Below are 10,911 nucleotides of genomic sequence, written 5' to 3'. Positions count from 1 at the left end.
GGCGATCGCGCGTGCGCAGCGCGGGCCGGCGCGGGCAGAGCGCTCTCTGAAGGCGTTCGCGACGGCCGAAGGCAAGGAACTACGGTATGTGTGGCGGGGAGGGCTCGGTCGCCGTCGCGGGAGCTGCCGAGACATCCTCCTCCAAGGCGCGCTGCGCCGGGTCGGTTCGCCGCGCTGCTGGCCGGCTGAACCCGTGCGCGTTTTCGGTAGCGGCCGCTACCGAAAACGCGCACGGGCCGGAAACCACGCACGGCTCAGTGGATCCGGTTCTGCGCGCCTTCGAGGCCCAGACGCAGCAGCAGTTCGACGGCGTCGGCGCCCTCCTCGCAGAAGATGTCGAGTTCCTTGCGTTCGGTCGTCGAGAACGGCTTGAGCACGAAATCTGCCGGGTCCTGCCGGCCCGGCGGACGGCCGATGCCCATCCGCACCCGCAGATAGTCCTTCGTGCCCAGCGAACCGGACGTCGACCGCAACCCGTTGTGCCCGTTCTCGCCGCCGCCCTGCTTGAGACGGATCGTGCCGAAATCCAGATCCAGCTCGTCGTGGATCACCAGGATGTTCGCCGTGTCGACCGAGAAGAACTTGGCCAGGTTCGCGACCGGGCCACCCGACAGGTTCATGTAGGTGCGCGGCTTCGCGACGATCACCTGCCGGCCGTCGAGACGGGCCTGCACGATGTCCGAATTACTTCGCTTGTGCGCGGCGAACGAACCGCCGACGCGTCGGGCGAGCACGTCGGCCACCATGAAGCCGATGTTGTGGCGGGTCTTCTCGTACTTCGGCCCGGGATTGCCGAGCCCGACGACGAGCGCGGTGTCCTCGCTCACGTTCGTGTCTTCCTTCCCGACCGGTGCCGCGCCATCCCCCGGGGGATGACGCGCCGCAGCGAATCATGTGGAGCCGTGAGTGGCTCAGGCCTCCTCGGCCGCGGCCTCTTCGCCCTCGGCGGCTTCTTCCGCGGGCTCCTCGGTCGGCGCGACGATGTTGACGAGCAGCAGCTCGGCGTCGTCGGCGAGCGCAGCGCCCTTGGGCAGCTCGACGCCACCGGCCAGAACCTGGGTGCCGACCTCGGCGCCCTCGATGGAGACCTCGACCTGCTCGGGGATGTGCAGGGCCTCGGCCTCGAGCTTGATGGTGGTGACCTCGTTGACGACGAGGGTGCCGGGCGCGGCGTCACCGGTGACGACCAGCGGCACCTCGACGACGACCTTCTCGCCCTTCTTCACGACGAGCAGGTCGGCGTGCTCGATGTAGTTGCGGATCGGGTGCACGACGACCGACTTGGTCAGCGCCAGCTCCTCGGAACCGTCGACATCGAGGGTGAGGACGGCGTTGGTGCCGTGGGCACGCAGCACGGCCGCGAACTCGCGGGCCGGGAGAGCGAGGTGCTTGGGATCGGTGCCGTGGCCGTACAGCACGGCGGGGACCTGTCCGTCACGGCGGGCACGGCGGGCGGCGCCCTTGCCGAACTCGGTGCGGACGGCGGCTACGAGACGGTTCTCGTCGGACATGATGTAACGGCTCCTACGCTTGTGGCTCTCACTGGGTCGGTCTTCTCGGCGATGCGGGACCGGACACGCGCGGGCCGGGAGCGTGGAACGCTCGAGCGGAGCCGCAGCCGCGTCGATCACGGTGAGCCAGCGATTACGCGGTTCACCCTCGCCGAGACAACTCGAACGACTTTACCGGATCGCCGCAGGCAAAGCGAACGGCCCCGGGTTCCGGCGGCCGCGCGGCCGACTTCACAGGTTCCGGACGGCAGCCAGGAAGCGATCGACGTCGGCGGGGGAGACGAAGTAGTGCGGCGAGGCACGGACGACCGCTTCGAGCTTCCGCGCGGTCATGTCCAGCAGCGTCGAACTGCGATGACTGACCGTCACGGTGATCGACTGCCCGGCGAGCGCGTCGCGTACGGCGGTCGGCTCGCGACCGTCCACCGTGAACGAGACGATGCCGCTGCGCGGGTCACCGAGGTCGCGGACCCGCACGCCGGGGATGCGTCCGAGGCCCTCGCGGAGGTGCTCGGCGCGGTAGGAGATCGCCTCGGTGACCGCGTCGATCCCGAGGTCGAGCAGGTAGTCGACCGCGGCACCCAGGCCCAGGCGTGCGGCGACGTCGGCCTCCCACAGTTCGAAGCGCGTGGCGTCGGGCGCCAGTTCGTACTCCTCGGTTCCCGACCACTGCGCACTGTGCAGGTCCAGCACGGCCGGTTCGAGTTCGCCGATCAGACGCGGCCGCACGTACAGGAAACCGGTGCCGCGCGGACCGCGCAGCCACTTGCGGCCGGTCGCGGACAGGGCGTCGACGTCCAGTTCGGGGACGTTCACCGGAAGCTGCCCGACGGACTGGCACGCATCGAGGAGAACGAGTGCCCCGACCGCGTGCGCCGCGTCCGCGACCTCCCGGACCGGGTTGATCAGCCCGCCGTTGGTGGGGGCGTGCACCAGCGACACCACTTTCACCCGCTCGTCGAGCATCGCGGTGAGCGCGTCCACGTCGATGCGGCCGTGAGGGTCGGACGGAATCTGCTCGACGGTCGCGCCGGTGGCGCGGGCGCGCTGCAGGGCGGCGACCGCGTTGGCGGCGTATTCGACACGGGAGACGAGGATACGGTCGCCCGGTCGCAGGGGCACCGCGTAGAAGAACGAGGTCCACGAACGCGACGCGCTGTCGGTGAGCGCCACCGAGGCCGCGTCGGCGCCGAGCAGCCGGCCGATCGAGGTCTTCACGCCGTCCAAGGCGTCGAGCTGCTCGTTCGCGGCGACGTATCCGCCGACCTCCGCCTCCCGGCGCAGGTGTGCGACGACCGTGTCGATCACGGGAGCCGGCGGCAGCGACGAGCCGGCGCTGTCGAGGAACACCCGGTCGAAGCAGCCGGGGGTGTCCCGGCGAACCCGTTCGAGATCCAGCACGGACCGACCACCTCTCCACATCCCGTACGGACAGTACGTATGCGAGGAATGTAACGCCGGCGGGCGTGTCGCGGCCGGAGTTCTCGCGGCGCTGCGGCAACGAGCGGGTTAGGCTCGTCCGTGTCCTGGCTCGGCGGCGAGGGAGGGTGGATCGAGTGGTGACCGCGATCAACACGGCGTCCTCACGTGCTGCTCTCACGTCGCGGGCCGATGCGAAGGCCCATGTCCGCCGCAGCAGTTTCCGGTTCGGGCCGCCGCGGCTGATCGGGGTGGAGCTGGAATGGCTCACCGCCCGCGCGGATGGGACCGCCGCGCGACCCGAGCTCCGGGCGATCGTCGATTCGCTCGGCTCGCACGCCCCACGGACGGTGGCTCCCACCTCGTCCGCGCGACCGCTGCCGTCGGGCAGTGTCGTCAGCCTCGAACCCGGCGGCCAGGTCGAACTGTCCAGCGTGCCCTGTGCGTCGGCGCGGCAGGTGAGCGATCGCCTCGTCGCCGACACCCGCATGCTCCGCTCGCTGCTGTCCCGGCGTTCGCTGCTCATGCTCGATTCGGCGGGCGACGACGTGCGGCCCCCGCAACGGCTGCTGCGCACCCCCCGCTACAGCGCGATGGAACTGCGGTTCGACCGGATCGGGCCGATGGGCAGGCTGATGATGAACAGCACTGCCGCGGTGCAGGTGAGCGTCGACGCCGGCGCGGACGACGACGAGTTGCGACGCCGCTGGCGGCTGCTGCACGCGATCGGACCGGCAATGGTCGCCGCGTTCGCGTGTTCTCCTGAGCTCAACGGTGTCCCGGACGGGCGCTGGGCGTCCCAGCGCATGCGGGCGTGGCTGAAGCTCGATCCCGGCCGCACCACTCCGGTGGCCGAGCCCGACGAGTATCCGGCGTGGGCGCTCGATGCGCCGCTGCTGTGCGTGAAGTCGCCCGGCCCGGACTGGCATGCGCCGCCGGACGCATCGTTCGCGGACTGGCTGGCCGGTTCCCTCGACGGCGACCTGGGCCGCCGGCCCACCACCGACGACCTGGACTACCACCTGTCGACGTTGTTCCCGCCGGTGCGGCCGTGCGGCCATTTCGAGGTGCGGTATCTCGATGCGCAACCGGGTGAACTGTGGCAGGTGCCGGTCGCGGCGATCGAGGCGTTGCTGACGTCCCACGCGGTGATGGAGGAGGCGGGGGCGATCGCCGCGCCGGTCGCCGACCGCTGGGAGGAAGCCGCGGAGTACGGCCTCGGCAGTCTCGAATTGCGTGCCGCAGCAGTCGGTTTGCTGGCGCTGGCGGCCGAGGCGTCACCGGACATGAGGTTCACTGCGGCTCTCGACGCCGCGGCGGCCCGGTGCTGCCGTGGTCGCGGGCCGGAGGGGCAGGGCCGGTGAGCGCGTTGCGAGCGCAGGTGATGCGGGACCTCGCCCGCGCCCGTGCCCGCACGGCCGCGCTGACCGACCTCGACGACGCGGACCTGACGGCGCAGCATTCACCGCTGATGAGCCCGCTCGTCTGGGACCTCGCGCACATCGTCAACCAGGAGGAGCGCTGGCTGCTGCGGGAAGCGGCCGGGTTGCACGCCGAGCGCGACGACCTCGACGAGCTGTACGACGCATTCCGTCATCCGAGGGCCACTCGGAACGGCCTGCCGCTGCTCGGCCCCGAGCAGGCTCGCCGGTACGCCGCCGACGTGCGGGCACGAGTGTCGGAGTCGTTGGAGGACTGCACTTTCGACTCGGAACTGACCGAAGACGGATTCGTGTACTCGATGATCGCGCAGCACGAACAGCAGCACGGCGAGACGATGCTCGCGACCCATCAGCTGCGTTCGGGGCCGCCGGTGCTGTTCGCCCCCGACGCGCCGCGCACCGGCCGCCCGGTGGAGTCGGACGAGGTCACGATCCCGGGTGGGGAGGTCGAGATCGGAACGACCACGGATCCATGGGCGCTCGACAACGAACGTCCCGCACACCGCGTGCATGTGCGCGCGTTCCGCATCGACACCGTGCCCGTCACCAACCGTCGCTACCTCGAATTCATGGCCGACGGCGGCTACCTTCGGCCCGAATTGTGGAGCGAGACCGGCTGGGAGCACCGGCTCGCCGCCGGTCTCGAGGCCCCCCAGTTCTGGACGCGGGAACACGACGGCACGTGGTGGCGCAGGCGGTTCGGCGTCGCGGTTCCGGTTCATCCCGACGAACCGGTGGTCCACGTGTGTTTCCACGAGGCCGACGCCTACGCGCGGTGGGCGGGGAAACGCCTGCCCACGGAAGTGGAGTGGGAGACGGCCGCGCGATGGAATCCCCTGGAGCAGCGCAGCACCCGCTACCCGTGGGGCGACGCCGAGCCAGGGCCGGAACACGCGAATCTCGGGCAGCGCCACCTCGGACCCGCGGTCGTCGGCGCGTACCCGGCGGGCGCGTCGCCGCTGGGCGTGCAGCAACTGATCGGCGACGTGTGGGAGTGGACGTCGTCGGGCTTCGAACCCTATCCGGGATTCCGGGCGTTCCCGTATCGCGAGTACTCCGAGGTGTTCTTCGGCGGCGACTACCGGGTTCTGCGCGGTGGATCGTTCGGCACCGACACGGTCGCGTGCCGCGGGACCTTCCGCAACTGGGACCATCCGATCAGACGGCAGATATTCGCAGGATTCCGTTGCGCCCGTGATCTTCCCGTCCCGTCGGACGTTGCGGATGTGTAGACACCTGGGCTATCTCGGCCCGGTACGGACGGCACGGTCGCTGGTGACCGGTGGTCCGCACTCGCTGGTGCGTCAGTCGTGGGCGCCGAAGGACATGCGCGGGGGCGGTACCGTCAACGCCGACGGATTCGGGGTGGCCTGGTGGACGGCCGACGGTGTTCCCGGCCGGTACCGGAGCGAGAAGCCGATCTGGTCGGATCCGTTTGTCGCCGAGGGTCTGTCGTCGATTCGGACCGGGGCGATGATCGCCGCGCTCCGCTCGGCGACCGAGGGGATGCCGGTGGAACGGTCGGCGGCCGCCCCGTTCTCGGACGGCCGGTGGGCGTTCAGTCTCAACGGCCGCGTCGTCGGCTGGCCGGGGACGCTCGTGTCGCTGGCGCAGCGGCTGCCGGTGGCGGACCTGCTCCGGCTCGAATCACCCACGGACGCGGCGACCCTGTGGCTGCTGCTGCGGTCGCGCCTGCGCACCGACCGGCCCGAGGCCGCGCTCATGCGTCTCGTCCTCGACGTGATCGCACTGTCCCCGAAGTCACGGCTGAACATGTTGCTGTGCAACGGTTCCGGATTGTGGGCCACCGCGTGGTACCACTCGCTGTGGACGCTGATCGACGAGGATGTCGCGGTGGTGGCCTCGGAACCGTACGACGACGATCCGCGCTGGACCCGGGTGCCGGACCGGCACCTGGTCAGCGCCCGACCGGGGCACCTGATCGTGTCCCCACTGGAGGTTGCCGCACCATGACCGTCGATGTGTACCTGACCCCCGCGGAACTCGACGAGGCGCTGCGGGCCGACGCCCGACGCGGTCTGACCGCGTCCCCGAAGTGGCTGTCGCCGACCTGGCTGTACGACGAACGTGGCGGGGACCTGTTCGAACAGATCACCCGGCTGCCCGAATATTATCCGACCCGTACCGAACGCGCTCTGCTGCAGGCGCATTCACCGGACATCGCGGATTCCATGCGGCCGGAGCTGCTCGTCGAACTCGGTTCGGGATCGTCCGAGAAGACCCGGTTGCTGCTCGACGCACTCGCCCCCTACCTGCACACGTACGTCCCGCAGGACGTGTCCGAGGCCGCACTGAAGGGCGCGGTGACCCGTCTGTCCGCCGAATACCCGGAGCTCACCGTGCGGGGGGTGGTCGGGGACTTCACCGGGTCGCTGAGTCACCTGCCCGACGGAGGGCGGCGGGTCATTGCGTTCCTCGGTGGCACCCTCGGCAACCTGGTCCCGGCCGAGCGCGCCGAATTCCTGACCCGGCTCGCCGCGACCCTCGATCCGGGGGAGTGGCTGCTGCTCGGCGTCGGTCTCGTCGTCGACCCGGGCATCGTCGTCCCCGCGTACGACGACGCCGCCGGGATCACCGCCGAATTCGACCGCAACGTGCTGCTCGTGCTCAACCATCGCCTCGGCGCGAACTTCGAACCGGACCGGTTCCGGCACGTGGCCCTGTGGGACGCGGACAACGAGTGGATCGAGATGCGGCTCGAAGCGACCGAGGCGATGACCGTGCGGATCCCGGGTCTGGACCTCGAGGTCTCGTTCGAGGAGGGCGAGCAGCTACGGACGGAGATCTCCGCGAAGTTCCGGCTCGACGGCATCGCCCGCGAGCTCACCGATGCGGGCTTCGTGGTCCGGCACGAATGGGTCGACCCGGACGCCCGGTTCGCGCTGATCGGGGCGTCGCGGCGCTGACCGGTTGCGAACAGCGGTCGCGGCGCACAGGATCACCACGGCCCCGCCGGCCAGCACGGACGCGCCCGGCCGTTCGCCGAGAAGCACTGCGGCCCAGCAGATCGTCATCACCGGCTGGGTGAGCTGTATCTGGCTCACGCGCGTCATCGGACCGATCGCCAGGCCGCGGTACCAGGCGAAGAACCCGAGGAACATGCTCACCACCGCCAGGTAGGCGAATGCCGCCCATTCGATCGCGGTGCCCGTGGGCGGATGGTCGGCGATCGCGTACCCGGTCGCGACGGTGGTGACCGGCGCGCTGAGCACGAGCGCCCACGAGATGGTCTGCCACGACCCGAGTTCGCGTGCCAGCAGGCCTCCCTCGGCGTATCCGATCGCGGCGGCGACGACCGCGCCGAGCAACAGCAGGTCCGCGGGGTGCAGGCCGCCGAAGTTCCCCGGCTGCAACGCGGCGAAGCCGACCGCCGCGGTCGCCGCGACGCCGGCCGTGATCCAGAACGAGCGCGGCGGCCGCTCCCGGCCCCGCACGACGGCAGCCACCGCGGTCGCCGCCGGGAGCAGGGCGATCACCACCGCGCTGTGGGCCGCGGAGGTCACGGTCAGGGCGTGCGCGGTCAGGAGGGGGAAGCCGATCACCACCCCACCGGCGACGACTGCGAGGCGCAGCCACTGGGTGCCGCGGGGGAGTCGCTGCCGGGTGACGGCCAGTGCCACGGCTGCGAGCAGGGCGGCGACGACCGCGCGGCCGATCCCGGCGAACATCGCCGACATCGCACCGTCCTGCACCGTGATCCGGGTGAGGGGGACGGTGAGGGAGAACGCCGCCACCCCCAGCAGCCCCCACCGGATACCGCTCCCCGGCGCCGATAGCACCTGCCGAACCGGGGCGATAGCGCTACTATTGTCTCTCATGTCCAACGATAGCAGTAGCGCGCGGATCGTGTCCGACCTCCGCCGCTGGATCGCCGCCGCACCACCGGGCGCGAAACTCCCGTCGACGCGTGCGCTGGTGGCGAAGTACAGCGCGAGCCCGGTCACCGTGCAATCCGCGCTGCGCACCCTCCAGGCACAGGGAACGGTGGAAAGCCGGCCCGGTGTCGGCACTTTCGTCCGCGCCGTGCGGGTACCGGGACCGACGGACTACGGCTGGCAGACCGCGGCCCTCGGATCGCCGGATCGTCGGGTGCCGCGGCTGCCCTCCTCGCTGCGCACCGTCCCGAACGATCTGATCGCGTTGCACTCCGGATATCCCGACCGGGAACTGCTACCGGAGCGGCTGGTGCGCAGCGCCTTCGGGCGCGCCGCCCGCAGCGACGCGGTTGTGGGGCGTCCGCCGACGGCGGGCATCCCGGAACTCCAGGCATGGTTCGCGACCGAACTCGGTGCCGCGACCCCGCTCGGAGTCGCACCCCCGACACCGAGCGACGCCATCGTCGTACCCGGCAGCCAGAGCGCGCTCAGCGCCGCGTTCCACGCGCTGGTCGGCGCCGGCAACCCGCTGCTCGTCGAATCACCCACCTATTGGGGCGCGATGGTCGCGGCCGCGCAGGCCGGGGTACACGTCGTGCCGGTGCCCAGCGGAGCCGACGGCCCCGATCTCGGTGAGCTCGCCCGCGCCTTCGACCGCACCGGCGCACGGGCCTTCTACGCTCAACCCAACTTCGCGAACCCCACCGGCGCGCAGTGGTCACCGGACCTCGCCGACGCCGTCCTCCGTCTCGTCGGTGACGCCGGCGCGTTCCTCGTCGAGGACGACTGGGCGCACGACTTCGGGATCACCGCGGACCCGAGGCCGCTCGCCACGCGTGACGACAGCGGGCACGTCGTCTACGTCCGATCCCTCACCAAGAGCGTGTCCCCGGCCGTGCGGATCGCCGGGATCGTCGCGCGCGGACCGGCTCGCGATCGCATCCTCGCCGAAGTGCAGGCCCAGTCGATGTACGTCAGCGGGGTCCTGCAGGCCGTTGCCGTCGACGTCGTCACCCAGCCCGGGTGGCGCACCCATCTGCGCGGCCTGCGACCGCAGCTCGCCGCGCGCCGGGATCTGCTCGCGGGAGCACTGCGCGAACACGCCCCCGGCCTGCATCTCGACGCCCTGCCCGTGGGCGGGCTGAACCTGTGGGCGCGGCTGCCCGAGCACACCGACACCGCCGCACTCGTCCGTGACTGCGAGGCCGCGGGCGTCGTCGTGACCGCCGGAGACGAATGGTTCCCCGCCGAACCCACCGGCCCGCACCTGCGGCTGAACTTCTCCGGACCCAACCCCGGGGTGTTTCCCGCCGCCGCCCGCATCATCGGCGAAATGCTGGAGCGTGGGCGGACGCGCTGACCGTACGGCTGACAGCCCGTTGGACAGACACCACACGGCACGGAAATCTGAACGGCATGGCTTCACCGCGACCCGCACTCACGACACCCGTCCTCCTGCTCATGGCGCTGGCGACCGGGTTGTGTGTGGGCGCGAACTACCTCAATCAGCCGCTGCTCGACACCATCGCCACGGCCCTCGGCACCTCCCACTCGGCGGCGGCGTTCACCGTCACGGTCGCTCAGGTGTCCTACGCGTCGGGCCTGCTGTTCCTCGTGCCGCTCGGGGACATGCTCGACAAACGGCGGCTCGCCGTCGGCCTCATGATCCTTGCCGCGTCCGGCCAGGTCGCCAGCGGTTTCGCCCCGAACATCGCCGTCCTCACCGTCGGAATCGCGATCACCGGCCTGTTCTCCGTCGCAGCGCAGGTGCTGGTGCCGTTCGCTGCGGCCCTCGCCGAACCGGAGCGCAGCGGCCGAGCCGTCGGCACCGTGATGAGCGGTCTGCTGCTCGGGATCCTGTCCGCGCGCAGCATCGCCGGATTGCTGGCCGAACTCGGTGGCTGGGCCACCGTGTACCGGGCCGGGGCCGTTGCGCTGATCGTCGTCGCGGCCGCACTGTGGTGGACGCTGCCGGCTTCGCGGCCGACCGCACACGCCGGTTACCCGGCGACGCTGCGGTCGCTGGGCACGCTCGTGCGCACGCACCGGCGTCTGCGCACCCGCGCGCTGCTCGGCGCGTCGTCGTTCGCGTCGGTCGCGGCCCTGTTCTCCACGATGACGTTCCTGCTGGCCGGTGAGCCCTACGGTTTCGGCGACGCGCAGATCGGGCTGGTCGGTCTCGCCGGGATCGCCGGGGCGCTGGCCGCGAACGCCGCGGGCCGCGCCGCCGACGGCGGGCACATCCGGCTCACGACCGGAATCTCCGTCGTCGTGCTCGTCGCGTCGTGGGCCGCGCTCGCCGCCGGAGCCCACAGCCTCACGTGGTTCCTGATCGGGTTCGTCGCCGTCGACCTCGCCGTGCAGGGCGTGCACATCACCAACCAGAACGTCGTCTACGCGCTGGAACCGGCGGCGCGGGCCCGCATCAACTCGGTGTACATGACGATGTACTTCGTCGGCGGCGCTTCGGGTTCGGCGATCGGAGCGGTGGCGTGGTCGGCCGCCGGATGGTCCGGGGCGTGTGTCGCCGGTGCCGCGCTGGCGGTTGCCTCGGCGGGTGCGTGGGTACTGGACCTGCGCGCCGCGCGTCGCGCCGCCCCGGCCCGCTCGCAGGAGGAGACCGCCGCCGTGCGCGGCTGACTC

Annotated in this window: 9 protein-coding genes and 1 pseudogene; 6 read left to right on the top strand and 4 right to left on the bottom strand. The window is 71.1% G+C overall.

Annotated elements, in window-relative coordinates; genetic code table 11:
* Positions 1-254 precede the first annotated feature (254 nt).
* The 3 genes from pth to A8G15_RS13245 form a co-directional block, all read right to left on the bottom strand.
* Positions 255-827 (bottom strand): aminoacyl-tRNA hydrolase, encoded by a 573-nt coding sequence (pth, locus tag A8G15_RS13255; protein WP_068159933.1) that lies wholly within the window; start codon positions 825-827, stop codon positions 255-257.
* A gap of 84 nt (positions 828-911) precedes the next feature.
* On the bottom strand, positions 912-1,511 hold the full coding sequence (locus tag A8G15_RS13250) for a 50S ribosomal protein L25/general stress protein Ctc (protein WP_068159929.1): 600 nt from the start codon (positions 1,509-1,511) through the stop codon (positions 912-914).
* Between the two features lie 231 nt (positions 1,512-1,742).
* Positions 1,743-2,912 carry an aminotransferase class V-fold PLP-dependent enzyme gene (locus A8G15_RS13245; protein WP_068159928.1) on the bottom strand — a complete coding sequence of 390 codons (1,170 nt, stop codon included), beginning with the start codon at positions 2,910-2,912 and terminating at the stop codon, positions 1,743-1,745.
* 155 nt (positions 2,913-3,067) lie between these two features.
* Between A8G15_RS13245 and egtA the strand changes: the two genes are divergently transcribed.
* From egtA to egtD, 4 genes are read left to right on the top strand one after another with little or no spacing between them, the layout of a single operon-like run.
* Positions 3,068-4,294, top strand: a complete 1,227-nt coding sequence (egtA, locus tag A8G15_RS13240; RefSeq protein WP_068159924.1) for an ergothioneine biosynthesis glutamate--cysteine ligase EgtA — start codon at positions 3,068-3,070, stop codon at positions 4,292-4,294.
* Between the two features lie 20 nt (positions 4,295-4,314).
* A complete protein-coding gene (gene egtB / locus A8G15_RS13235; RefSeq protein ID WP_068159940.1) occupies positions 4,315-5,604 on the top strand; it encodes an ergothioneine biosynthesis protein EgtB in 1,290 nt (429 codons plus the stop codon).
* Positions 5,597-6,346 carry an ergothioneine biosynthesis protein EgtC gene (gene egtC, locus A8G15_RS13230; RefSeq protein WP_068159922.1) on the top strand — a complete coding sequence of 250 codons (750 nt, stop codon included), beginning with the start codon at positions 5,597-5,599 and terminating at the stop codon, positions 6,344-6,346. Before egtB ends, egtC begins: the two co-directional genes overlap by 8 nt.
* On the top strand, positions 6,343-7,299 hold the full coding sequence (gene egtD / locus A8G15_RS13225) for an L-histidine N(alpha)-methyltransferase (RefSeq protein ID WP_068159918.1): 957 nt from the start codon (positions 6,343-6,345) through the stop codon (positions 7,297-7,299). Before egtC ends, egtD begins: the two co-directional genes overlap by 4 nt.
* On the opposite strand, the pseudogene A8G15_RS13220 reads toward egtD, so the two are convergent.
* Positions 7,297-8,211, bottom strand: a pseudogene (locus A8G15_RS13220) (DMT family transporter); the annotation flags it as partial. The gene egtD and the pseudogene A8G15_RS13220 overlap by 3 nt on opposite strands.
* On the opposite strand from A8G15_RS13220, the gene A8G15_RS13215 reads away from it, so the two are divergent.
* Positions 8,210-9,628: an aminotransferase-like domain-containing protein gene (locus A8G15_RS13215; RefSeq protein ID WP_068159915.1), complete on the top strand. Its 1,419-nt coding sequence runs from the start codon at positions 8,210-8,212 to the stop codon at positions 9,626-9,628. The pseudogene A8G15_RS13220 and the gene A8G15_RS13215 overlap by 2 nt on opposite strands.
* 56 nt (positions 9,629-9,684) lie before the next feature.
* The gene (locus tag A8G15_RS13210) at positions 9,685-10,908 is read left to right on the top strand and encodes an MFS transporter (protein WP_068159912.1); all 1,224 of its coding nucleotides are present in this window, start codon (positions 9,685-9,687) and stop codon (positions 10,906-10,908) included.
* The last annotated feature ends 3 nt before the right edge of the window (positions 10,909-10,911 follow it).

This window comes from Rhodococcus phenolicus, from assembly GCF_001646785.1.
GTDB lineage: Bacteria > Actinomycetota > Actinomycetes > Mycobacteriales > Mycobacteriaceae > Rhodococcus > Rhodococcus phenolicus.
The sequence above is the reverse complement of the archived record's forward strand: the minus strand, read 5'-3'. Positions and strand labels throughout refer to the sequence as shown.